General features: G+C 72.2%; 19 protein-coding genes. 14 read left to right on the top strand and 5 right to left on the bottom strand.

Translation table 11 applies throughout. The features are described from left to right. Window positions 1–18 precede the first annotated feature (18 nt). Window positions 19–2304: a hypothetical protein gene (locus ACIPJI_RS04530; RefSeq protein WP_402244446.1), complete on the bottom strand. Its 2286-nt coding sequence runs from the start codon at window positions 2302–2304 to the stop codon at window positions 19–21. Window positions 2305–2580: 276 nt separating this feature from the next. Here ACIPJI_RS04530 and ACIPJI_RS04525 point away from each other — a divergent pair, with 276 nt between their 5' ends. The 7 genes from ACIPJI_RS04525 to ACIPJI_RS04495 all read left to right on the top strand — a co-directional run bounded on the left by ACIPJI_RS04525 (window position 2581) and on the right by ACIPJI_RS04495 (window position 13300). Next, window positions 2581–4098 (top strand): leucyl aminopeptidase, encoded by a 1518-nt coding sequence (locus ACIPJI_RS04525; protein WP_356623128.1) that lies wholly within the window; start codon window positions 2581–2583, stop codon window positions 4096–4098. Window positions 4099–4405: 307 nt separating this feature from the next. Next, the gene (gene lpdA, locus ACIPJI_RS04520; protein WP_037774878.1) at window positions 4406–5794 is read left to right on the top strand and encodes a dihydrolipoyl dehydrogenase; all 1389 of its coding nucleotides are present in this window, start codon (window positions 4406–4408) and stop codon (window positions 5792–5794) included. A gap of 55 nt (window positions 5795–5849) precedes the next feature. Further along, the gene (gene sucB / locus ACIPJI_RS04515; protein ID WP_402244444.1) at window positions 5850–7679 is read left to right on the top strand and encodes a 2-oxoglutarate dehydrogenase, E2 component, dihydrolipoamide succinyltransferase; all 1830 of its coding nucleotides are present in this window, start codon (window positions 5850–5852) and stop codon (window positions 7677–7679) included. Window positions 7680–7795: 116 nt separating this feature from the next. Beyond that, window positions 7796–8419 carry a GntR family transcriptional regulator gene (locus tag ACIPJI_RS04510; protein ID WP_307705977.1) on the top strand — a complete coding sequence of 208 codons (624 nt, stop codon included), beginning with the start codon at window positions 7796–7798 and terminating at the stop codon, window positions 8417–8419. 308 nt (window positions 8420–8727) lie between these two features. Continuing rightward, window positions 8728–11397, top strand: coding sequence for a pyruvate dehydrogenase (acetyl-transferring), homodimeric type (aceE, locus tag ACIPJI_RS04505; RefSeq protein ID WP_307705978.1), 2670 nt, complete (start codon window positions 8728–8730; stop codon window positions 11395–11397). A gap of 102 nt (window positions 11398–11499) precedes the next feature. Next, window positions 11500–12327, top strand: a complete 828-nt coding sequence (locus ACIPJI_RS04500) for a MerR family transcriptional regulator (protein ID WP_402244442.1) — start codon at window positions 11500–11502, stop codon at window positions 12325–12327. A 7-nt stretch (window positions 12328–12334) separates the two neighbouring features. Further along, window positions 12335–13300, top strand: coding sequence for a helix-turn-helix transcriptional regulator (locus tag ACIPJI_RS04495; RefSeq protein WP_402244440.1), 966 nt, complete (start codon window positions 12335–12337; stop codon window positions 13298–13300). Here ACIPJI_RS04495 and ACIPJI_RS04490 read toward each other — a convergent pair. Continuing rightward, window positions 13291–14208 carry an SDR family oxidoreductase gene (locus ACIPJI_RS04490; protein WP_307705982.1) on the bottom strand — a complete coding sequence of 306 codons (918 nt, stop codon included), beginning with the start codon at window positions 14206–14208 and terminating at the stop codon, window positions 13291–13293. The genes ACIPJI_RS04495 and ACIPJI_RS04490 overlap by 10 nt on opposite strands. Before the next feature lie 134 nt (window positions 14209–14342). On the opposite strand from ACIPJI_RS04490, the gene ACIPJI_RS04485 reads away from it, so the two are divergent. Then, entirely contained in the window at window positions 14343–14864 is a 522-nt protein-coding gene (locus tag ACIPJI_RS04485; RefSeq protein WP_402244744.1) for a DUF4240 domain-containing protein, read from the top strand. Between the two features lie 30 nt (window positions 14865–14894). Here ACIPJI_RS04485 and ACIPJI_RS04480 read toward each other — a convergent pair whose 3' ends face one another. Further along, on the bottom strand, window positions 14895–15398 hold the full coding sequence (locus tag ACIPJI_RS04480) for a GNAT family N-acetyltransferase (RefSeq protein WP_307705983.1): 504 nt from the start codon (window positions 15396–15398) through the stop codon (window positions 14895–14897). A gap of 43 nt (window positions 15399–15441) precedes the next feature. On the opposite strand from ACIPJI_RS04480, the gene ACIPJI_RS04475 reads away from it, so the two are divergent. After that, window positions 15442–16341, top strand: coding sequence for a TIGR01777 family oxidoreductase (locus ACIPJI_RS04475; protein ID WP_402244438.1), 900 nt, complete (start codon window positions 15442–15444; stop codon window positions 16339–16341). Between the two features lie 175 nt (window positions 16342–16516). Further along, window positions 16517–17884 (top strand): NAD(P)/FAD-dependent oxidoreductase, encoded by a 1368-nt coding sequence (locus tag ACIPJI_RS04470; protein ID WP_402244436.1) that lies wholly within the window; start codon window positions 16517–16519, stop codon window positions 17882–17884. Between the two features lie 61 nt (window positions 17885–17945). On the opposite strand, the gene ACIPJI_RS04465 is transcribed toward ACIPJI_RS04470, so the two are convergent. Further along, a complete protein-coding gene (locus tag ACIPJI_RS04465) occupies window positions 17946–19394 on the bottom strand; it encodes a regulator (RefSeq protein WP_402244435.1) in 1449 nt (482 codons plus the stop codon). Between the two features lie 240 nt (window positions 19395–19634). On the opposite strand from ACIPJI_RS04465, the gene lipB reads away from it, so the two are divergent. From lipB to ACIPJI_RS04445, 4 genes are all read left to right on the top strand, one after another. Then, window positions 19635–20468 (top strand): lipoyl(octanoyl) transferase LipB, encoded by an 834-nt coding sequence (gene lipB, locus ACIPJI_RS04460; protein ID WP_356619256.1) that lies wholly within the window; start codon window positions 19635–19637, stop codon window positions 20466–20468. A 157-nt stretch (window positions 20469–20625) separates the two neighbouring features. Then, complete coding sequence (gene lipA, locus ACIPJI_RS04455; RefSeq protein ID WP_402244433.1) at window positions 20626–21609, top strand: lipoyl synthase; 984 nt, start codon at window positions 20626–20628, stop codon at window positions 21607–21609. Between the two features lie 236 nt (window positions 21610–21845). Next, on the top strand, window positions 21846–22055 hold the full coding sequence (locus ACIPJI_RS04450) for a hypothetical protein (RefSeq protein WP_307705989.1): 210 nt from the start codon (window positions 21846–21848) through the stop codon (window positions 22053–22055). Between the two features lie 18 nt (window positions 22056–22073). After that, a complete protein-coding gene (locus tag ACIPJI_RS04445) occupies window positions 22074–22781 on the top strand; it encodes a DUF4191 domain-containing protein (protein ID WP_159692709.1) in 708 nt (235 codons plus the stop codon). Window positions 22782–23163: 382 nt separating this feature from the next. Here the strand turns inward: ACIPJI_RS04445 and ACIPJI_RS04440 are convergent, their stop codons facing one another. Then, window positions 23164–23631, bottom strand: coding sequence for an RDD family protein (locus ACIPJI_RS04440; RefSeq protein WP_307705990.1), 468 nt, complete (start codon window positions 23629–23631; stop codon window positions 23164–23166). Window positions 23632–23794: the final 163 nt, after the last annotated feature.

Here is a 23794-nt window from a genome sequence, read left to right as displayed (position 1 = left end):
CCGGTCCGTGCCGTCGGGTCAGGCCGGCAGCCTGAGCGTGATCGCCGACTGGAGCGGTTCGGGCGTGGCCCACTCCGAGCGCGTCCCGGCGTAGGCGGAGCCGAACACCGTGGTGGTCAGCAGCCGTTGCTTACGGGTGCCTTCCGGTGCGGTGACGGGTGCGGCGACACCTGAGGGCGCCTTCACGGTGACGGTGTCGCCGATGCGGTAGGCGGTGACCTGGCCGTCCGCGAGCGCCCGTTCCCACGCGGCGCGCCGCTGGAGTTCCGTACCTGCCTCCCGCTGGCGGGGGTTGACGACCGGCGCGCTGTCGGCGAACAGGGCGCGGTAGTCGGCCAGCACCTTGTCGAGCACGGGGTACAGGAGGCGTTCCTCGGCGAGGTTGGACTGGTGCGCGTAGTGCGGGCGGGGATCGTTGGCGACGACGTGGCCGAGGGCGGTGCGCGCCTCTTGCGGGACGATGTACGAGGCGTAGCCGGTCGCGGTGTCGAGCGGTTCCGGCAGGCAGGTGGAGGCAGGGTCGGTCTCGCAGACTCCGCTGCCGCCGTCGTCGGCGGCCGTGTAGATCCAGTTGTACTCGTCGGCCATCTCGGCCGCGGTGCCGACGTTGTAGTACACGTTCATGGGGTGCCGTGGCACCGTCCGCGCGGCACCGACCGGGCGCTGCCGCGGCTCGCGGGAGTTGTCGCTCGCGATCCACTTCACCCCGTTGTCGGCGAGGGCGCCGGCGAGGTTCGGGTTGTCCACCGGCTGCTGCGGAAGGGTCTTCAGGCCGGAGTGCTCGCCGGTGACGAGTTCGGTGCGGTCGACGGGCAGGCCCTTGCGCACGGCCCACTCGTGGTTGTCGCGGATCTGCGCGGAGATCTCGGCGCGGCCGACCCAGCGGGTGTTGCCCGCGGTGTCCGTCGCGCACTTCCAGGGCACGGTGGACGCGTCCTGCACACAGCCGAGGAACGGATGGGTGTAGGTGTGGTTGATCCAGCGGTACTGCGCCTTGTCGGCGAGCAGCCGGTCGGTGAGCGGATCGCTGCCTTGGTGCTCCGCCTTCCACTCCTCGCCGGCGCCCGCGTTGTGGACCATGTCGAGGGTGAAGCCGGCGCTCCGCTGCCAGGCGGCCGTGTGCGCGGCGTCGGCCGCGGTCATCCGGATCGGCGCACCGGCCCCGTCGCCGCCGCCCGGGCAGTCGATGTCGCCGGGGGTGCAGTTACGGGCGGTGTCCCAGCGCGCGTCGGGCGCGAAGACGTCGTCGATGTGGACGGAGAAGTAGTTGCGGCTCTGCCCGAGGTGGACACCCTGGGTGAGCCATTCGACGATGCCGCGCGCGAGTACCCGGAACTGCCGCTGGTGCCGGTTGTAGGCGAAGGTCACCACCAGCTCGCGGCGGCCGTCGTGCGTGTACTCGCCGATCAGGCTCGCGCGTGAGGAGCCGTCGCCGACGGGCGCGTCGAGGAGGCTGGTGAATCCTTCGCGGGGGCGGCCCGCGTAGCCGTAGCTCTCGGCGACGAGCGGCGAGTTGTCCTCGAAGGTGACGGGCCCGTCGAGGTAGCCGAACACTCCGGCCCGCCCGGCGGTGGTCACCGCGCTGCGCGCGCCGTCCAGCACACCGGCGTAGCCGCCGTTGTCGACGTACTCAAGTCCCACGCCCGGGTGCGACCAGGTGTAGGCGTCGACCTGGCGGATGCCGAAGGTCCGCTCGTACGCGAAGAGGGCGGCGTTCTCCGCGGCCCCGGCGGCGGTGTCCGCGCCGAACGGGTCCTCGTCGGGCACGACGACGCCCTGGAACCTGGCACGCGGGCGGCCGTCCACGGTGTCGCTGAGGAAGGAGGCGTCGACCCGGGGCCGGGCCGGGTCGTTCAGGTCCAGCGTCCGGTGGGGCACTCCGGTGCCCGCCAGTTCGGAGACGATCGCGTCGACGGCCGCGCTCCCGTCGTCGACGACGAGCACCACGAGGTCGATACGGGGCACCGGCGCGGCGGCCGCGTGTGCGGCGGGCAGGATCCCTGCCAGCGTGACGGCTGCGGTCGCGGCGACGATGAACCGGCCGCCCGCCGCGCGTCCAGGGCGCGGCCGGGCCACCCGTGCGCGCCGCTTCCCGGCGCCCCCGGACCCTCCGTCGTTCCCACGGGCCCCGGTGCCGGCCGGGCGGGCCCGGGAGGGCCCGGAGGCACGCCCGCGGCGGTCGGCCGCGGAGGCTGTTACGTCCCCGCCGAGCGTTTGCGCCTCGGGACGGCGGCCGACGACGGCCTCGCCGCCGGACACGGTCCCGGGCCGGCGTCCCGCCTCGCGCGCATGCTGCTGCTCCATGTGTCTCCCCCCTCGCACGCTTCCCCAACACCTGGCAGACGCAAGGAAGTTCTGTGCCGATGACGCAACGGGGGCCCACGCCCCGTCGCCCGAATGTGGTGAGTGTGGCCGAGCGGTGACAACCTCCGGGCCGAACATGAAAGAGACACCACGCACGAGTGAACCGCCGCCGCCGTGAGCGATACATACGGCCGCGCGTAGGCTCTTGTCCGGTGTGGGGTGTCGATCCACCCTCGCCGCACCCTCGGAACTCAACGGAAGCGAGATTTCACCACCGTGACTGCTCTCACTCTCAGCACTGCAGGCGCTGCGACGCTGCGCGCCGACGCCCTCGTCGTCGGTGTGGCGAAGGGCGCCAAGGGCCCGGTGGTCGCGCCGGGCGCCGAGGCCGTGGACAAGGCGTTCGACGGCAAGCTCGCCTCCGTCCTGGAGACCCTCGGCGCCGGCGGTGGCGAGGGCGAGATCACCAAGCTCCCCGCGCCGTCCGGCCTGAAGACCCCGGTCGTGCTGGCCGTCGGTCTGGGCGCGGCCCCCGAGGACGGCGAGGCGTACGGCGCCGAGGCGCTGCGCCGCGCGGCCGGTGCCGCGGCGCGGGCGCTCTCCGGCGCCAAGAAGGCCGCTTTCGCGCTGCCCATAGAGTCCGTCGAGGACGCGGAGGCCATCGCCGAGGGTGCGCTGCTCGGCGCGTACGCCTTCACCGCGTACCAGGGAACGGCCGACGAGAACGGCGCGAAGAAGCCGCTGGCCGAGGTCGCCCTGCTGGGCGCCAAGCCGCGTGACAAGGCGTTCAAGGCCGCCGCCGAGCGCGCGGTCGCGCTCACCGAGGAGATCAACCGCGCCCGCGACCTGGTCAACACCCCGCCGAACGACCTCACCCCCGAGGCCTTCGCCGCCGTGGCCTCGGCCGCCGGCAAGGAGCACGGCATCAAGGTGCAGGTGCTCGACGAGAAGGCGCTCGCCAAGGGCGGCTTCGGCGGCATCCTCGGCGTCGGCCAGGGCTCCCAGAACCCGCCGCGCCTGGTCAAGCTCTCCTACACGCACTCCAAGGGCGCCAAGACGCTCGCGCTCGTCGGCAAGGGCATCACCTACGACTCGGGCGGCATCTCCCTGAAGCCGGCCGGCCACAACGAGACGATGAAGTGCGACATGAGCGGCGCGGCCGCCGTGTTCGCCGCTGTCGTCGCGGCGGCCCGGCTGGGCCTCGCCGTCAACGTCACCGGCTGGCTGGCCCTCGCCGAGAACATGCCGTCCGGCTCGGCCACCCGCCCCGGCGACGTGCTGCGCATGTACAGCGGCAAGACGGTCGAGGTGCTCAACACCGACGCCGAGGGCCGTCTGGTGCTCGCGGACGCGCTGACGAGGGCGTCCGAGGAGAACCCGGACGCGATCGTCGACGTGGCGACGCTGACCGGTGCGATGGTGCTGGCGCTCGGCAGCCGCACGTTCGGCATCATGGCGAACGACGACGCGTTCCGTACCTCGATCCACGAGATCGCCGAGGAGGTCGGCGAGGCCTCCTGGCCGATGCCGCTCCCCTCGGAGCTGCGCAAGGGCATGGACTCGCCGACCGCCGACATCGCGAACATGGGTGAGCGCATGGGCGGCGGCCTGGTGGCCGGCCTGTTCCTGAAGGAGTTCGTCGGCGAGGGCATCACCTGGGCGCACCTGGACATCGCGGGCCCCGCGTTCCACGAGGGCGCGCCGTTCGGCTACACGCCGAAGGGCGGCACCGGGTCGTCGATCCGCACGCTGGTGAAGCTGGCGGAGCGGACCGCCGCGGGCGACCTGGGCTAGCGGACCGGATCGGTACGGGGGCGGGTGGGGCCGCGGGCGCCGCTGCGCGGCGCCTGTTCCCCACCCCGCCCCCGCGCCTTCGGCCCGCCCCCATTACGCCCCGGTAACGGGGAAAAGCGCTCAAGCTCACCATCTCAAGCTCCGGCCCCGCGTCCCGCCGTCCGTCAACAAGTGCGAAGATGGGTTCTCGGCAGGACAGGGCCCCCACCACAGGGCCGAAGAGACAGCGGCCGAACACCAGCCGACCGGCCGGTCATCTCCCGAGACGGGGGCCCGGCGAACGGCGCACATGCATGGAGGACGTGACGTGGCGAACGACGCCAGCACCGTTTTCGACCTAGTGATCCTCGGCGGTGGTAGCGGCGGTTACGCTGCGGCGCTGCGCGGAGCTCAGCTGGGCCTGGACGTCGCACTGATCGAAAAGAACAAGCTCGGCGGCACCTGCCTGCACAACGGCTGCATCCCCACGAAGGCTCTGCTGCACGCCGGCGAGATCGCGGACCAGGCTCGTGAGGCCGACCAGTTCGGTGTCAAGACCTCTTTCGAGGGCATCGACATCGCCGGCGTTCACAAGTACAAGGACGAGGTCGTCTCGGGCCTCTACAAGGGTCTGCAGGGTCTGGTCGCCTCCCGCAAGGTGACCTACATCGAGGGTGAGGGCCGGCTGTCCTCCCCCACCTCCGTCGACGTGAACGGCCGGCGCGTGCAGGGCCGCCACGTCCTCCTGGCGACCGGCTCCGTGCCGAAGTCCCTGCCGGGTCTGGACATCGACGGCAACCGCATCATCTCCTCGGACCACGCGCTGGTCCTGGACCGCGTTCCGAAGTCCGCGATCATCCTGGGCGGCGGCGTCATCGGCGTCGAGTTCGCCTCCGCGTGGAAGTCGTTCGGCACCGACGTCACCGTCGTCGAGGGCCTCAAGCACCTCGTGCCGGTCGAGGACGAGAACAGCTCGAAGCTGCTCGAGCGTGCCTTCCGCAAGCGCGGCATCAAGTTCAACCTGGGCACCTTCTTCGAGAAGGCCGAGTACACCCAGGACGGCGTGCGCGTCACCCTCGCCGACGGCAAGACCTTCGAGGCCGAGGTCCTCCTGGTCGCCATCGGCCGCGGCCCCGTTTCCCAGGGTCTCGGCTACGAGGAGCAGGGCGTCGCGATGGACCGCGGCTACGTCCTGGTCGACGAGTACATGCAGACCAACGTGCCCACCATCTCCGCGGTCGGTGACCTGGTCCCGACCCTCCAGCTCGCGCACGTCGGCTTCGCCGAGGGCATCCTGGTGGCGGAGCGGCTGGCCGGTCTGAAGACCGTCCCGATCGACTACGACGGCGTGCCGCGGGTGACGTACTGCCACCCGGAGGTCGCCTCCGTCGGCATCACCGAGGCCAAGGCCAAGGAGATCTACGGTGCGGACAAGGTCGTCGCCCTGAAGTACAACCTGGCGGGCAACGGCAAGAGCAAGATCCTGAAGACCGCGGGCGAGATCAAGCTCGTCCAGGTCAAGGACGGTGCCGTGGTCGGCGTCCACATGGTCGGTGACCGTATGGGCGAGCAGGTCGGTGAAGCTCAGCTGATCTACAACTGGGAGGCTCTGCCGGCCGAGGTCGCGCAGCTCATCCACGCGCACCCGACGCAGAACGAGGCGCTCGGCGAGGCCCACCTGGCCCTGGCCGGCAAGCCGCTGCACTCCCACGACTAGTCAGTTACGGGCGCGACAGACCACTTCCGCACATCGTTAAGGAGCAACTGAAACCATGGCGGTTTCCGTAACCCTTCCGGCGCTCGGTGAGAGCGTCACCGAGGGCACTGTCACCCGCTGGCTGAAGGCTGAGGGAGAGCGCGTCGAGGCCGACGAGCCGCTGCTCGAGGTGTCGACCGACAAGGTCGACACCGAGATCCCCGCCCCTGCCTCCGGTGTCCTGGCGTCCATCAAGGTCGCCGAGGACGAGACCGTAGAGGTCGGCGCCGAGCTGGCCGTCATCGACGACGGCAGCGGCGCCCCCGCTGCCGCCCCGGCCCCGGCGGCTGCCGAGGCCGCGGCGCCCGCCCCGGCTCCGGCCGAGGCGCCCGCGCCAGCCCAGGAGGCGCCGCAGGCCGCGCCGTCCACCGAGGCTGCCGCCCCGGCTCCCGCCCCGACCGCGGAGGCCGCCGCCGGCGGTGGTTCCGCCGAGGGCACCGACGTCGTCCTTCCGGCGCTCGGCGAGAGCGTCACCGAGGGCACCGTGACCCGCTGGCTGAAGGAGGTCGGCGAGGAGGTCACGGAGGACGAGCCGCTGCTCGAGGTCTCCACCGACAAGGTCGACACCGAGATCCCGGCCCCGGCTTCCGGCGTGCTGCTGGAGATCGTGGTCGCGGAGGACGAGACGGCGGAGGTCGGCGCCAAGCTGGCCGTCATCGGTGCGAAGGGTGCGGCTCCGGCCGCCGCCCCCGCCCCGGCCGCTGCTCCGGCCCCCGCGCCGGCGGCTCCTGCCCCGGCTCCCGCGCCCGCCGCTCCGGCCCCCGCGCCGGCTCCGGCACCTGCGGCCGCCCCGGCACCTGCTCCGGCTCCGGCTCCGGCTCCGGCCGCCCCGGCACCTGCTCCGGCCCCCGCGCCGGCCCAGGCCCAGGCCCCGGCGGCTCCCGCCGCCCCGGCCGCGCCCGCCGCCGTCGAGGCGAGCGACGCGTACGTGACCCCGCTGGTCCGTAAGCTCGCCGCCGAGAACGGCGTCGACCTCGGTTCGGTCAAGGGCACCGGCGTCGGTGGCCGTATCCGCAAGCAGGACGTCATCGCCGCCGCGGAGGCCGCCAAGGCCGCCGCGCAGGCGCCCGCCGCCGCTGCCGCCCCGGCCGCGGCCAAGGCTCCGAAGCTCGAGGCGTCCCCGCTGCGCGGTCAGACGGTCAAGATGACCCGCATGCGCAAGGTCATCGGCGACAACATGATGAAGGCGCTGCACGACCAGGCGCAGCTGACCTCGGTCGTCGAGGTCGACATCACCAAGCTGATGAAGCTGCGTGCCCGTGCGAAGGACGCGTTCGCGGCCCGTGAGGGCGTCAAGCTCTCCCCGATGCCGTTCTTCGTCAAGGCCGCCGCCCAGGCGCTGAAGGCCCACCCGGTCATCAACGCCCGGATCAACGAGGCCGAGGGCACCATCACGTACTTCGACTCGGAGAACATCGGCATCGCCGTGGACTCCGAGAAGGGTCTGATGACGCCGGTCATCAAGGGTGCGGGCGACCTGAACCTCGCCGGTATCGCCAAGAAGACCGCCGAGCTCGCCGGCGCCGTGCGTGCCAGCAAGATCACGCCGGACGACCTCGCCGGCGCGACCTTCACGATCAGCAACACCGGCTCGCGCGGTGCGCTGTTCGACACGATCATCGTGCCGCCGAACCAGGTCGCCATCCTGGGCATCGGTGCCACGGTCCGCCGTCCGGTGGTCGTGAACCACCCGGACCTCGGCGAGACGATCGCGATCCGCGACATGACGTACGTCGCGCTCTCCTACGACCACCGTCTGGTGGACGGCGCCGACGCCGCCCGTTACCTGACGGCCGTCAAGCAGATCCTGGAGGCCGGTGAGTTCGAGGTCGAGCTCGGCCTCTGAGCGACACCGCTGTAACCAGCCTCACCTGCTGCGCCCCCGCCCGGGAGTACTTCCGGGCGGGGGCGCAGCCGTATTGTCTAAGGGCCACAGGTCGACGCGGCTTTAAGGAGCGCTCCATGACCATCCCCGTCGTCCACTCGCTGCGCGATCAGATCCGCGAGCACATCGTGGAGGGGATCGTCAGCGGGCGCTGGAAGCCGGGGGAACGCATCGTCGAGCGCCGGATCGCCACCGAACTCGAGGTCTCCCAGACGCCGGTGCGGGAGGCGCTGCGCGAGCTGGAGTCGCTGCGGCTGATCGAGTCGGCGCCCAACAAGGGTGTACGGGTGCGGAATCTGACCGCCGCCGACCTGGAGGAGAGCTACCCGGTCCGGGCGGGTCTGGAGCAGATCGCGGCCGAACTGGCCGCGGGGCGCCTCGCGGAGGACTGCGCGACGCTGGAGCCGCACGTGGCGGCGCTGTACGAGGCGGACCGGACCGGCGACTCGGCGGGGCAGGTCCGCCACACCGTGGCCTTCCACCGGGAGCTGGTCAGGGCGGCGGGCAACGGCGTCCTCCTGCACACCTGGGAGGGCCTGGGGATCGAGGTCTTCACGGCCCTGTCGATCCGCTGGCTGGGCACGGTGCAGAAGTCGTACGCGGAGGAGCACCAGGACCTCGTGGAGGCCTTCCGCCGGCGGGACCCGGAGATCGGCTCGCTGGTGAAGGCGCACGTCCTCGGCTGCGCCCCCCGCGCGTAGCCGGGTCACAGCCGGTCCCCCGCTCGTAGCTCTTCGCAGGCGGCGGCCGTCCGGCGCCCCTTCTGCCAGCGGCTGCACGGCTGGCGTCGGGCCTGCTCGAACGTGCGCTCAGGCGCCCGATAAGACCCTTTCGTCGCGGCACAGCGTGCCCACTTTTGAGGCACCCGATGCCAATTTCACCCCAGGCTTTGATCGATCATCGATCAGAGACTTACAGTCGTCACCGGGTCCACCAGACCCGTCGCCCTGTCCTGCCAGACACGGCACCCCCTTATCTCAACCCCCCTCCTGTCCGGAAGGCGGCGATCATGACCGACCCCGTAGGCAAGCTTCCGAGCGAGCTCGACCAGCTCCCGGACCGCGACGCCGAGGAAACCGCCGAGTGGGCGGCGTCCCTCGACGCCGTCGCGGAGCACGCAGGCCCGCACCGCGCCGCGTATCTGATGCGCCGCACGCTCCAGCACGCCGAGAAGGCCGGTGTGGCCCTGCCCCGCCTGCTGGAGACGGACTACGTCAACACCATCCCGACCTCGGCCGAGCCCGCCTTCGACGGCGACGAGGCGATGGAAGCCCGGATCACCGCCTGGAACCGCTGGAACGCCGCGGCCATGGTGACCCGCGGCTCCAAGCACGGCGTCGGCGGCCACATCGCCACCTTCGCCTCCGCGGCCTGGCTCTACGAGACCGGCTTCAACCACTTCTTCCGCGGCAAGGAGGGGGACGGCTCCGGCGACCAGCTCTACATCCAGGGCCACGCCTCCCCCGGCATCTACGCCCGCGCCTTCCTCGACGGGCGCCTCACCGAGGACCACCTCGACAACTTCCGCCAGGAGGCCGGCGGCAAGGGCCTCCCCTCGTACCCGCACCCCCGCCGGCTGCCCTGGCTGTGGGAGTTCCCCACCGTCTCCATGGGCCTCGGCCCGCTGTCGGCGATCTACCAGGCGCGGTTCAACCGCTACCTCCAGGGCCGCGGCATCAAGGACACCTCGAACTCCCACGTATGGGCGTTCCTCGGTGACGGCGAGATGGACGAGCCCGAGTCGACCGCAGCACTCGCCCTCGCCTCCCGTGAGCAGCTGGACAACCTGACCTTCGTGATCAACTGCAACCTGCAGCGTCTCGACGGCCCGGTCCGCGCCAACTTCAAGATCGTGCAGGAGCTGGAGGCCCAGTTCCGCGGCGCCGGCTGGAACGTCGTCAAGTCGCTGTGGGGCTCGGCCTGGGACGAGGTGTTCCAGCTCGACACCACGGGCGCCCTGGTGCGCCGGCTGCGCGAGGTCCCGGACGCGCAGTTCCAGACGTACGCGACCCGCGACGTGGCCTACATCCGCGAGCACTTCTTCGGGGCGGAGCCCGCGCTCGTCGAGCTCGGGAAGATCCTCACCGACGCCAAGATCGCCGAGTGCTTCCACACCTCCCGCGGCGGCCACGAGGCCCGCAAGGTGTACGCGGCGTACCGAGCGGCGCTCGCCCACAAGGGCGCGCCGACCGTGATCCTCGCGCAGACGGTGAAGGGCCACACCCTCGGCAAGGGCTTCGAGTCCAAGAACGCCAACCACCAGATGAAGAAGCTGACGATCGACGAGTTCAAGGGCATGCGTGACCTGCTCGGGCTCCCGATCGCGGACAGCGCCTTCGACAGCGGTGTGGTGCCCTACGGCCACCCCGGCGCCGACTCCCCCGAGGTCCGCTACCTCCAGGAGCGCCGCGCGGCCCTCGGCGGCCCCGCCCCGGCCCGCCGGGTGCACGCCTCCGCGCCTCTGCCCCAGCCGGAGGAGCGCGCGTTCAAGGCGCTGCACAAGGGCTCCGGCAAGCAGGAGATGGCCACGACCATGGCCTTCGTCCGCCTGGTCAAGGACCTGATGCGGGACAAGCAGACCGGCCGCCGCTGGGTGCCGATCGTCCCGGACGAGGCCCGTACCTTCGGTATGGAGTCGCTGTTCCCCTCCGCCGGCATCTACTCGCCGATGGGCCAGACGTACGAGCCGGTCGACCGCGACCAGCTGATGTACTACAAGGAGGCCAAGGACGGCCAGATCCTCAACGAGGGGATCACCGAGGCCGGCGCCATGGCCGACTTCATCGCCGCCGCCACGTCGTACTCGACGCACGGCGAGACGATGATCCCGTTCTACATCTTCTACTCGATGTTCGGCTGGCAGCGGACCGGCGACCAGATGTGGCAGCTCGCCGACCAGCTCGGCAAGGGCTTCATCGTCGGCGCCACCGCGGGCCGCACCACGCTGACCGGTGAGGGCCTGCAGCACGCGGACGGCCACTCGCACCTGATCGCCGCCACCAACCCGGCGTCGCTCAACTACGACCCGGCGTTCGCGTACGAGATCGCGGTGATCGTCAAGGACGGTCTGCGCCGGATGTACGGCGAGAACCCTGAGGACGTCTTCTACTACCTCACGGTCTACAACGAGCCCAAGCCGCAGCCCGCCATGCCGGAGGGCGTCGAGGAGGGCATCGTCAAGGGCCTGTACCGCTTCAAGGAGGGCGCTGCCGGCGCGGACGCCCCGCGGCTCCAGCTGCTCGCCTCCGGTACGGCGATCCACTGGGCGCTCGAGGCCCAGCGGCTCCTGGCGGACGACTGGAACGTGGCCGCCGACGTATGGTCCGCGACCTCGTGGGGCGAGCTGCGCCGTGACGCGCTCGAGGCCGACGCGGCCCTGCTCCGTGGTGAGCAGCGCACCCCGTACGTCACCCAGGCCCTGGAGGGCGCGCCCGGCCCGGTGCTGGCGGTCTCCGACTGGATGCGGCAGGTGCCGGACCAGATCAGCCAGTGGGTGGAGCAGGACTGGTCCTCGCTCGGCACGGACGGCTTCGGTCTGTCGGACACGCGTGACGCGGCCCGCCGCCACTTCGGTGTCGACGCGCAGTCGATCACGGTCGCGGCACTGGCCCAGCTGGCTAAGCGCGGTGAGGTCCCCGCCTCGGCCGTGAAGGAGGCGCGCGAGCGCTACGGCCTGTAGGCCCGCTCGTTCTGAAGGCCCCCGCGGGCAGCTGCCCGCGGGGGCCTTCGGTGTCCGATGCTTGACCTTGACACCGTGTGAAGCCGTGCACTGGGAGACGTCATGTTCACCATCGGAGACTTCGCCAGGCACGGCCGTGTGTCGGCCCGCATGCTGCGTCACTACGACGCGGTCGGGCTGCTGCGTCCCGAGCACACCGACCCTTTCAGCGGCTACCGCTATTACTCCGCGGCCCAGCTCGCCACGCTCAACCGCGTCATTGCCCTCAAGGACCTCGGCTTCACGCTTCAGCAGGTGCGGCAGATCCTCGAGGAGAAGGTGACCACGGAGGAGCTGCGCGGGATGCTCAGGCTGCGGGAGGCGGAACTGCGGGAGGCGATGGCCGCGGCGGCCGCCAGGCTGGCGCAGGTCGAGGCGAGGCTCCGGTCGATCGAGAGCGAGGGTCGTATGCCCACCCAGGACGTCATGATCAAGAGCACTCCGGCGGTCCACGTCGCCGAGCTGTCCGCCGTCGCCGCCAGCTACGCACCCGAGCACATCGGCCCGGTGATCAGCCCGCTGTACGAGGAGCTGTTCTCCCGGCTGAAGGCGGCCGGCGTCACCCCCGCCGGACCCGGCATCGCCTACTACGAGGACGCGCCGGACGGCGACGGCATCGTGGTGCACGCGGGGTGCGCGGTCTCCGCGGGGACAGGGCCCGGACCGGACTTCGAGGTCACCGAACTCGCCGCCGTGGAGCGGGCGGCGACGATCGTGCACCGCGGCCCGATGGACACGATCATGCCCACCGAGCAGAACCTGGCCCGCTGGATCGACGCCGGCGGCCACCACTCGGCCGGCTACGCCCGCGAGGTGTATCTGGAGTGCCCGCCGGACAAGGAGAAGTGGGTGACGGAGCTCCAGGTACCGCTGGCCCCCGCTGCGCGATGATGGGGGCATGCGCGCTGCCCGGCTGATCAAGATGGTTCTGCTGCTCCAGTCGCGGCCCTCCATGACCGGCGCCGAGCTCGCACGGGAGCTGGAGGTCTCCGAGCGCACGGTCACCCGCGACGCGCTCGCCCTGTCGGAGGCCGGGGTCCCGGTCTACGCGGACCGCGGCCGGGCCGGCGGATACCGGCTGATCGGCGGGTACCGCACCAGGCTCACCGGTCTGGGGCGCGACGAGGCGGAGGCCCTGTTCCTGTCCGGGCTGCCGGGCGCGCTGCGCGACATGGGACTCGAGGACGCGGCGTCCGCGGCACGCCTGAAGGTGTCCGCGGCGCTGCTCCCCTCGCTGCGGAACGCGCCCGAATCCGCGGCCCGGCGTTTCCACCTCGACGCCCCCGGCTGGTACCAGGAGCCGAAGACCCCTGAACTGCTGCCGGTCCTCGCGGAGGCCGTGTGGGACGACCGCCGCGTACGAGCCACGTACCGCCGCGGGGACACCGAGGTCGAACGGCGGCTGGAACCGTACGGGCTCGTGCTGAAGGCGGGCGTCTGGTACCTGTGCGCGCGGGCGGACGGCACGCTGCGGGTCTATCGCATCGACCGGTTCTCGTCGGTGGAGGCGGACGGGGAACGGTTCGAACGGGACGAGGACTTCGAGCTGGCCGCCTTCTGGCAGGAGCGTGCCGCGCAGTTCGCCCGGTCGATCCTCCGCGCGGAGGCCGTCGTCCGCGTGACCGAGGACGGCGCGCGCCGGCTGCCGTACGTGACGGACCGCGCCGCCGCAGAGGAGGCGCTGGCGGCGGCCGGTCCGCCGGACACCCGGGCGCGGGTGACGCTGACGCTGCCCGTGGAGTCGCTGGACGTGGCGTACGGCCAACTGCTGTCCCTGGGGCCCGAGGTGGAGGTCCTCGGGCCGCCGGAGCTGCGGGACCGCTTCGCGCGGGCGGCGGCCGCGCTGCGGGACCTCTACCGGTAGTCCTCCACCGCCGGCGTGCCGCCCGCCTGTTCGGCCAGCATGTATCCCCAGACGTCCGGCCGGCTGCCGTCCGCGTCCCTCACGCCGTACTCCCTGGCCAGCCGGCCGCTGTCGAGGGACAGGCCGTTCCAGCGGGACCGTTCGGGGTCGGCGACGAGCGCCGCGACGCCTCTGGCGAGGTACACGGGCGACTCGGACAGGGCCCAGTGCTTCTGCTTGTCGATGCCGTCGCGCCAGTTCTCCTCCGTGAGGCCGAAGATGTCGAGCATCTCCTCGGAGCGGATGAAGCCGGGGGTGACGGCCACGGCGGTGCAGCCGACGCTCTTCAGCTCCTCGCCGAGAGTGAAGGCCATCCGGATCGGGCCGTTCTTGGCCAGGTCGTAGTAGAAGTTCTCGCGGAACCCCTTGTTGGTCTCCGCGGTGCCGTCGGTGACCTCCACGACCAGGCCGCCCGGCTCACGGACCAGCAGGGGCAGCGCGATGCTGCTGGTGATGATGTGGCTCTTCACGCCGAGGTCCAGCATCCGCAGGCCGCGCTCCAGGTCGACGTCCCACATCCGGGTGTCGAAGTCGAGCAGGAAGTTTCCGCCCCAGAGGTCGTTGACGAGGACGTCCAGCCGTCCGTGGTCGCGTTCGACGCGCCGGACCAGTGCCCTCACCTGCTCCGGTTCGAGGTGATCGGTGGGCACCGCGATGCCCTCGCCGCCGGCCGCCGTGACCAGTTCGGCGGTCTCCTCGACGGTCTCGGTGGGGCGGCCGACCTCGCTGACACTGGTGCGGGTGGTCCGGCCGGTCACATAGACGGTCGCGCCCGCGGCGCCGAGTTCCACGGCCATGGCACGTCCCGCGCCACGAGTGGCGCCCGCGACCAGTGCGATCCTGCCGCTGAGCGGCTTGTTCGTCGTCATGAGCCGACCGTCGCACGGAAACCGGACACCTTCTGTCGGGCTTGGGCCGACCGGAGCCACCGTATTGCGAAACAGCCGCGTTTCGGCATGCTCCGCGTGCGACGGCCCCCGCCAACCACGATGCTTGACCCGTGATGGACGAGACGGAGTTCTGGGAGATCATCGACAGCACCCGCGAGGCCGCCGAGGGCGACCCCGAGGAACACGCGGAGCTGCTCGTCGAACGGCTGCTGCAGCTCGACCCCGACTCCGTGCTGGACTTCGCACGGCACTTCGAGGCCCGCTACAACCGCGCCTACCACTGGGACCTGTGGGGCGCGGCGGCCGTCCTGCTCGACGGGGCGAGCGACGACGCCTTCGACTACTTCCGCTGCTGGCTCATCGGACAGGGCCGGGAGATGTTCGAGAGCGCGGTGCACGAGCCGGACGCCCTGGCCGAGCTGCTGGACGACTTCGACGAGGACATCGACGGCGACGGCGAGGAACTGGGCTACGCCGCCGACGAGGCGTACGAGCAGCTGACCGGCGCCGACGCGCCCGACCTGGGGATCCCCATGCAGTCGGCGGAGCCGGCCGGCACGCCCTTCGACCTCGACGACGACGCGGTACTCGCCGAACGCTTCCCGCGGCTGTGGGAGCGGTTCGGCAGCGGCTGACGGGCCGTCGGCCCCTCGGCGGGCGCGGGCCTACGCGGTGCCTGTGAGGGCGCGGCCCATCAGTACGTCGTCCACGTAGCGGCCGTCGAGGTGGAACTCGCCGGGCAGTACCCCCTCGACCACGAAGCCCTCCGCCTCGTACAGCGCCCGCGCCGGCGCGTTGTGGGCGAGCACCCGCAGGGTGATGCGCACGGCTCCCTGCCGCCGGGCCTCGTCGCACGCCGCCCGCAGCAGCGCCCGCCCGACTCCGCGGCCGCGGGCCCGCTCGGCCACGGCGAGGCCCTGGATCTGGCGGACGTGCCGGTTGCAGGCGAGCGGGGTCGGCGGGGCCAGCCGGATGTAGCCGAGAATCGCCCCGTGCCCGTCCTCGGCGACGAGGAACTGCTCCGGGCGGTGGTTGGCGTCGAAGAACGAGTCGTACGGGGGCTGCGGCCGGGGGGTCACGGCATGCAACGGCGACCAGGCGGCGCGGTCCAGCTCCCCCAGCTCCGCGTCGTCGTCACGTCGTGCGGGGCGTATGTGCGACTCGGGCATGGGGCCACTGTGCCATGTCGGACCACCGGGGCAGGATGGGCCCATGCAGAGAAGCCGAATTGCCGTCACCGGCGCCTCCGGGCTCATGGGCGGGGCGCTGGTGAGGTCCTTGCGCGCGGACGGGCACGAGGTGGTGCGTCTGGTGCGGCGCCCGGCGAGCGCCGGGGACGAGGTCCACTGGGACCCCGCACGGCAGTACGTGGACGTGGCCGGCCTGGTCGGCTGCGAGGCCGTGGTGCACCTCGCGGGGGCCGGGGTGGGCGACCACCGCTGGACGGACGCGTACCGCAGGGAGATCCGCGACAGCCGCGTCCTCGGCACGGCGGCGATCGCGGAGGCCGTGGCCTCCCTGGACGTGCCGCCGCGGGTACTGGTGAGCGGAAGCGCGGTCGGCTACTACGGCGACACGGGCGGCCGGCCCGTGGACGAGGGTGCGCCGCCCGGGGAGGGGTTCCTGCCGGGCGTGTGCGTGGAGTGGGAGGAGGCCACGGCCCCGGCCCAGGAGGCGGGTGTGCGAACGGCCCTGGCCCGTACGGGCCTTGTGGTGGCGAGGCACGGCGGCGCCTGGGGCCGGATGTTCCCGCTCTTCAAGGCGGGGCTGGGCGGCCGGCTGGGCGGCGGCCGGCAGTACTGGAGCTTCATCGCGCTGCACGACGCCGTGGCGGCGCTGCGGCACATCATCGACACCGAGTCCCTGTCCGGCCCGGTGAACCTGACGGCTCCCGAGCCGGTGACCAACCGGGAGGCGACCGCGGCTATGGGCCGGGTGCTGCGCCGTCCCACGCCGTTCGCGGTGCCGGCGCCGGCCCTGCGGGTGGTGCTGGGAGGGCTGGCGGAGGACGTCCTGAACAGCGGGCGGGTGCTGCCGGGTGTCCTGCTGGGGTCGGGGTTCCCGTTCGCCTTCCCGCGCATCGACGACGCGATCCGGGCGGCGCTGCGCTAGACCGTGTCCGGGCGCGCGGGGAGCGCGGTGTGCGCCCCCACGCTCCGGTGCTCCGCGATGTGCGCTACCTCAGGCGACCGCCTACCTCTTTAGTCTCGAACCGAACTCGGGTATTCCTCGGTCCTGTTGGGGGCATGAGCTCCCCACCAGCCGCGCCGACCTCGGGGAGGGGCACGTGCTCAGCACCGCTCATGATGCGGATGTCGTCATCGTCGGGGCCGGGATCGCCGGACTGTCGGCGGCCCACCGGTTGACCAGTGCGGGTGTCACGGTCAGCGTCCTGGAGGCCGCCCCGGTGGTGGGCGGCAGGATGGCCACCACGCAGCTCGACGGCTTCCGGCTCGACCGGACAGGCCAGTTGCTCAGTACCGCGTTCCCGGAGCTGCGCCGCACCGCGGTGCTCCAGGACGCCGATCTGCGAATGTTCTCGCCCGGTGTGCTGGTCCACAGCGGGGGCCGGCTGCAGCGGACCGGCGAGGTGGGGATCGCCGGGCGGTGGGGCTCGTCCCACGCGAGGCGGGGTGCGGGACGGGGATCGCCCCACACCGCCCAGGGCGCGGGGGTCGCATTCTCCGTCGCGCGCGCCCTCGCGAGCGCCCCTCGGCCCCGCCAGCTCGACCAGGCACGGCTGGGCGCGTCCCTGGCGCGGCTCGCCGCGACACCCGTCGACCGTCTCCTCGCCCGCCCTGAACGGTCCGCCGCCGAGGCGCTGTACGGGCGCGGCCTGCCCGCACGCACGGTGGACGGCTTCCTGCGTCCGCTGCTGTCGGCGCTGCTGGGCGACCCGGAGCTGACCGGCACCTCCAGCCGCTGCGCGGACCTGGTGCTGCGCGGTTACGCGCGCGGACGTCTGTGCGTGCCGGCGGGCGGCGCGGCGACGTTGCCGGAGCTGATGGCGGCGGGACTGCCGACCGGGGCCGTACGGACGGGCGTGCGGGTGACCGACGTCGCGACGACGTCCGTGACCACGGAGGAGCTCGGTGAGATCCGCTGCCGCTCCGTGCTGCTGGCGACGGGCGCGCGGGCGGCCGCAGGGCTGCTGCCGGGGCTTCGGGTGCCGTCGTTCCATCCGGTGACGGTGGTGCACCACACGGCGCCCGAGTCCCCGCTCGGGGAGCCGACGCTGGTGCTGGCCGGGGACCGGAGCGGGCCGGTGTCGCACACGGCGGTGATGAGCGAGGTCGATCCGTCGCGTGCCTCCGACGGCCGGGTGCTGATCTCCTCGACGCTGCTCGGCATACCGCCGGACGACCTGGACCGCCGGGTGCGTCGGCAGCTGGCGAATCTCTACGGCAGGGCGACGGACGACTGGGAGCTCCTCGCCGTCCACCACGACCCGGAGGCGGTGCCCGCCATGCCGGCACCGCACGATCTGCGCCGCCCGGTGCGGGTGCTGTCCGGTCTCTACGTCTGCGGCGACCATCGCGACACGGGCACGGTGCAGGGCGCCCTGTTCTCCGGGCGGAGGGCGGCGGACGCGGTGCTGAGCGACTTCGGGATCCGGCCGGGATGTGCGGCCGCGACGCTGACCGCGGCGGCCTGAGGCCCGGCGGGGCCGTGTGAGCGCCGGCGGGCGGGGCCGCCACCCCGCCCGCCGGCCGAGGTCAGCCCAGGGCGGCCACCCGGTCGCGGTAGGTCCGGACCGGTGCCGCGTCGCGGTACGGCTCCAGCCGGCGTTCGAACTCGCGGACGTACTCGGTGGCCCGCACCGACCGCATCTCGGACGCCTGGAGCGCCGCCTCCGCGCCCAGTGCGCACGCCTGGTCCAGCTCGCCCAGACCGAGCCGGGCGGAGGCCAGCACGACCCGGCAGAACAGCCGGCTTCGGGCGAAGGCGGGGGCGCTCAGCTGGAGAGAGCGTTCCGCGTGCTGCACGGCGCTGCGGTACTGCCGCAGGTCGCGGTGGCAGTGGCTGAACTCGTCCGCCAGCTGTGCCTCGTCGAAGGTGCGCGCCCACTGCGGCACGTCGTCCCCGGGCCGGGCGGCCTCCAGCGCGCGCTCGGCCCTTACGAGCGCGGCGGTACACGCCCGCGCCTCGCCGAGCACCGCGTGCCCGCGGGCCTCAGCGCAGTGCAGCAGCGCCTGGACCGGTGGCGGGGCCGACGGCCCCACCCCCTGCTGGGCGACCCTGGTCAGCTGCACGGCCTCCCGGCCGTGTCCGAGGTAGACGGCCTGCCGGCTCATGGTGACCAGCACGTACGACCCGTACGCCCGGTCCCCCGCCGTCTGGGAGAGCCGCAGCGCCTGGACGAAGTACCGCTGGGCGAGCCCGTGGGCCGCGATGTCGTACGAGGTCCAGCCGGCCAGCCTGGTGAGGTCGGCGGCCGCGGCGAACAGTCGCCGCCCGGTCGTCTCGCCGTACGTGCCGCGCAGCATCGGCTCGGCCTCGTGCTCCAGGTAGCGCACCAGGGCCTGCCGGGCGTGGCCGCCGCCGTAGGCGTGGTCGAGGGCGCGGAACAGTTCTCCGACGGCGCGCAGCGCCGCGATGTCACCACCGGAGACCTTCTGTCCGGGCCCCCGCTCGCCGGCGCCGCGCTGCCGTGGAACGGCCACCCTGGCGCCCTGCTGGGGCACCCGGCCGGAGCCGGGGTGCACCTCGCCCCGGCCCACGCGCTCGTCGGCGCCGCCGATCAGCCAGTCCCGGCTGGGCACGACCAGTCCGGCCGGTGTGAAGGCGATCTTGCGGAGCTCCGCGTGGCTGCCGGAGTCCTTGCGCCACAGGCCGCTGACGATGTCCACGGCCTCCTCCGGGGTGGCGGCGAACTCCAGCCCCGCGTAGACGGGGGCGCAGGCGTCGAGCCCCAGGTCCTGGGCGGACAGCCGGCGGCCGAGTCTGCGGGTGAACACCTCCGCGATCAGCGCGGGAGTCGTCCCGCGCGGTTGCTGCCCCCGCAGCCATCGGGTCACGGAGGTCTTGTCGTAGCGCAGGTCGAGGCCGTGCTCGAGGCCCAGCTGGTCCACCCGGCGGGCGAGGCCGGCGTGGGAGAACCCGGCCTCCGCGATGAGCGCGGCGAGCTGCCGGTTGGGGGTGCGCGGGGTGGTCCGTTCCGTCATCGGTTGTGGCGTCTCCTGCCTTCCGGGCCGGGAGCAGCCCTCATGGAACGGCGCGAATTTAGCGGCCATCCACAGCTGTTCCGCCACCTTCGCCCCGGATTCATCCGATCGTGTGAGGATTGACGGCACCGCTGGACCGGGGAGCTGACGGTCCGCCCTGCCCGGCCGTTCGGTTCCGGCCCGCCGTACAGTGGCTGGGGCCCGGTCATCACCGGGCGGAGGTTCGAGGGAGGCACAGCCGTGAGTGACCTGCGGTTCGTCCGACTGGGGTTCGGCGACGAAGCCGTCGAGTACCAGGAGGCATGGCAGAAGCAGCGCGAGGTCCACGCCGCCCGCTTCGCCGACGAGATCCCCGACACATGCCTGCTGCTGGAGCACCCGCCCGTCTACACGGCGGGGCGGCGCACCGAGGACAGTGAGCGACCCCTGGACGGGACGCCCGTCGTCGACGTGGACCGCGGCGGGAAGATCACCTGGCACGGCCCCGGCCAGCTGGTGGGCTACCCGATCCTGAAGCTGCCGCGCCCCGTGGACGTCATCGCGCACGTACGCCGTCTCGAGGACGCGCTGATCCGCACCTGCGCCGAGTTCGGCGTGGAGACCAGCCGGGTCGAGGGACGCAGCGGTGTCTGGGTGCTCGGCGACCCGGTGGAGCAGCGCCCGGCCGTCGGCGGCCTCTCGCTGGACTTCGACCCCCGGCTGACGGACGAGGAGTTCGACCCGCGGCTCAACGGCCCCGAGTACGCCCCCTCCAACGCCGGCCAGCGCCGCGAGGACCGCAAGCTCGCGGCGATCGGCATCCGTATCGCCAAGGGCGTGTCGATGCACGGCTTCGCCCTGAACGTGAACCCGGACAACACCTGGTTCGACAAGATCGTGCCGTGCGGCATCCGGGACGCGGGAGTGGCCTCGCTCGCGAACGAGCTGGGCCGCGACATCACCATCGCCGAGGTGCTGCCCGTGCTGGAGCGGCACCTGCGGGAGGTGCTGGAGAACGCGGAGCCGCGGCCCCGGGAGATCGTGCGTGACGCGGTGCCCGAGGCGGCGCCCGAGGCGGAGAAGACGCCCGTCTGAGCCGGAGAACCGGCCCCGTCCCACGGGGCCGGGACCCCGGCCCGGGACCCGGGCGGGAATGCGGTTCCGTGGCCACAGGTTGGCCGAACGTAAGGCCGCACTTTTAACGGGCGTACCCTGGTGTTCGCCGAAGAATCGAAGCTGTAGGGAGCCGGTCGTGTCCGCAGTCGCACCCGACGGACGCAAGATGCTGCGCCTGGAGGTCCGCAACAGCCAGACCCCCATCGAGCGCAAGCCCGAGTGGATCAAGACCCGGGCGAAGATGGGCCCCGAGTACAACCAGCTGCAGAAACTGGTCAAGAGCGAGGGACTCCACACGGTCTGCCAGGAGGCGGGCTGTCCCAACATCTTCGAGTGCTGGGAGGACCGCGAGGCGACCTTCCTCATCGGCGGTGACCAGTGCACCCGACGCTGCGACTTCTGCCAGATCGACACCGGCAAGCCGCAGGCCCTCGACCGTGACGAGCCGCGCCGCGTCGGCGAGTCCGTCGTCACGATGGACCTGAACTACGCCACCATCACCGGCGTCGCCCGCGACGACCTCGAGGACGGCGGCGCCTGGCTGTACGCGGAGACCGTGCGCCAGATCCACGCGATGACCGCGGACCGCGAAGGCGGCCACACCAAGGTCGAGCTGCTGATCCCCGACTTCAACGCGGTGCCGGAGCAGCTGGCCGAGGTCTTCTCCTCGCGCCCCGAGGTGCTCGCGCACAACGTCGAGACCGTGCCGCGCATCTTCAAGCGCATCCGCCCCGGCTTCCGCTACGAGCGCTCGCTCGAGGTCATCACGCGTGCCCGTGAAGCGGGCCTGGTGACCAAGTCGAACCTGATCCTCGGCATGGGCGAGACCCGCGAAGAGGTCAGCGAGGCGCTCCAGCACCTGCACGAGGCGGGCTGCGAGCTGATCACCATCACCCAGTACCTGCGCCCGTCGGTGCGCCACCACCCGGTGGAGCGCTGGGTGAAGCCGCACGAGTTCGTCGAGCTCAAGGAGGAGGCCGACGAGATCGGCTTCTCCGGTGTGATGTCGGGTCCACTGGTCCGTTCCTCGTACCGGGCCGGCCGTCTGTTCCAGCAGGCGATGGAAGCCCGTGGCTCCGCCGCCGGCGTCGACGCCACCGGCGCCGCCCAGGCCGTGTGAATTCTGGCACAAGCAACTACCGGCCGGTAATGGCCGGTTGGACGCGGTCCGCACCCTCCCCGCAGGTCGGGGGCGGGGTACGGGCCGCGTTCTCGTTCCCGGATCTCCACGACCCGCGAATCGGCCCTTCATCAGCGTTTGACCGGCCGGTCATGCCCTGGTAACACCAGTCAGTGACGCTCGATTCACGCACAGCTCCCACTCACCGCCGTTCACCCCGAGGGGGAATCGCCACCATGCAGGCCGTGCCGGCACGCCACGTCAGTGCCAACCCGATCCCGTCCGTCACCGGCGCATTGCGCGCCATGGAGTCCATCATCCTCGGCGCCGGCCAGCGCACGGCCCGCCGCAACGCCTGGACCGCGGTCCTCGAGGACCGCCGCCGCGCCAAGGACCGGGTGGAGGCTCAGCACGTACTGGAGGCCGTGGCGACCCGCACGTCATAGGCCACGTAAACTTCGGGTATGGCGAGGAAGGCAAATTCAGACAGCGCTGACGCTGCTGCGAACCCGGGGCGACTGAAGCAGATCGCCCTGACGTACAAGATGACCCGGAAGGCCGACCCGAAGGTCGGTCTTGTCGTCGCGGGTGTGGGAATCGTCACCTTCGGTGTCTTCCTCGGGATCGGCTTCCTGATCGGTCACCCGGTCTATCTGGGGATCCTCGGCTTCGTGCTGGCTTTCCTGGCGATGGCGATCATCTTCGGGCGGCGCGCCGAGCGGGCCGCCTTCGGACAGATGGAGGGCCAGCCGGGAGCGGCGGCCGCGGTCCTGCAGAACGTGGGACGCGGCTGGACCACCACCCCGGCCGTGGCGATGAACCGCAACCAGGACGTAGTGCACCGCGCCGTCGGCAAGGCCGGCATCGTGCTGGTGGCCGAGGGCAACCCGAACCGGCTGAAGGCACTGCTCGCGGCCGAGAAGAAGAAGATGAACCGCATCGTCGTGGACGTCCCCGTGCACGACATCCTCGTCGGCAACGGCGAGGGCCAGGTGCCGCTGAAGAAGGTGCGCACCACGATGCTCAAGCTCCCGCGGGTGCTCACCGGCCCGCAGGTGACGGCGGCCAACGACCGGCTGCGGGCGATGGGCGACCTGATGAGCAACATGCCGCTGCCGAAGGGCCCGATGCCCAAGGGCATGCGGATGCCGCGCGGCGGAAAGATGCGCTGACGCGCTGTACAGACAGACGTGAGGCGGGGCCCGGACGATGTCCGGGCCCCGCCTCACGTCTGCGCCTGTGCGGTGCCGTCCATGGGCCTGGCCGGGTGCCGTCTGTGTCCGGGCCCGGTGTCGGCGGGTGCCGGCCGTGTCCGTGGCCGGGCTGCCCGGGCCGGGCGCCTGCTGTGTCGGCTGTGGCCGGGCCGCGTGCCGTCTGTGTCCCGGCCCGGTATCGGCGGGTGCCGGCCGTGTCCGTACCGGCCGTGCCGGGTGCCGACTGCGCCGCTGTACCGAGGCCCGGTGCCGGCCGTGGCCCGGCCGGGGTCAGCGGGTGCCGGTGCCCCGCCCCGGTGCCGGCGCGTCCGTGTCCGTGGCCGCAGCAACCGCGGACGGTTCAGATCCGCACCTGCACCGCGCGGGCGAGCCGGTCGTGCAGGCCGCGGCCGTCCCGGTCCCAGACGAGCGCGGGGATCGCGAGGCAGAGCAGCACCGTCCGGACGACGGCCCACCCGAAGGCGAGGCGCCCGCCGTCCTCGGAGGCGACCCGCAGCCCGAGGAGGCGCTTACCGGGCGTGAAGCCGACGGTGCCCACCGTCAGGACGCCGAGGACGAGGAAGATGCCGAGGGCCCAGTTCCCGGCCGCCTGCTGGTCACCGCCCGCGAACAGTCCGTATGCGATCAGGAAACACAGTCCCCAGTCGATGAAGAGCGCCCCGAAGCGGCGCCCGAGGGGGGCGACGGAGCCCGGGCCGTGCTCCGGCAGACCCAGCCGCTGACCCCGGTACCCGAAGTCGACACCCATGTCCTCCGCGGCCGCGCGGGGCCCGGAGAGCCACGATCCGATTGCTTGCCTGTTGTCCACCCGTCCACGGTACTGGGCACCCTTTCACCCTCCTGCGTCCGGGGCCGTTCCCGCACTGTGACCCTCGTCCGGTTAACTTCGTCGAAACAAATGGGTCACGCTGGAGAAATCCCGTCCGCCTACGGTCGAGATCAGCGTGTGCCACCGCACTGGCCGCACGGAC

The organism is Streptomyces sp. NPDC086835, assembly GCF_044745705.1.
In the GTDB taxonomy this organism is placed as follows: domain Bacteria; phylum Actinomycetota; class Actinomycetes; order Streptomycetales; family Streptomycetaceae; genus Streptomyces.
Note: the sequence above shows the minus strand (reverse complement) of the source record. Positions and strands in the feature narration are given on the sequence as shown.